At 44.8% G+C, this 239-nt stretch carries 1 protein-coding gene; it reads right to left on the bottom strand.

Translation table 11 applies throughout. The annotated features are described in order from the left end of the window. Nucleotides 1–3 precede the first annotated feature (3 nt). Nucleotides 4–239 (bottom strand): transposase (locus AB4517_RS22770; RefSeq protein ID WP_372150132.1); only part of this gene is annotated, 236 nt, incomplete at its 5' end.

Genomic DNA, 239 nt, shown 5'->3' with positions numbered 1-239 from the left:
AGATTACGAAGCCCCTTGCCCTGCAAGGACTTGCGAAAGGTAAGCGTTATTGCGGTTCGCTTTTTTCTGCTTTCTTTTGATCCCTGCTTTGAAGCTGATTTCTTCCGTCAGCAGATTTAAAGCTATATGTCTTATAACTGCTAAATTCTCACCGGCTTGCTCTCGACGTATCCGACATTCATCTTCTTTAAAACCAACGTCTAATCGCCAGTGCATCTGATGGTGAGTAGACCGCAGGA

This window comes from Vibrio sp. 10N.222.52.C3, assembly GCF_041474195.1.
Classification (GTDB): domain Bacteria; phylum Pseudomonadota; class Gammaproteobacteria; order Enterobacterales; family Vibrionaceae; genus Vibrio; species Vibrio crassostreae_C.
Note: the sequence above shows the minus strand (reverse complement) of the source record. Positions and strands in the feature narration are given on the sequence as shown.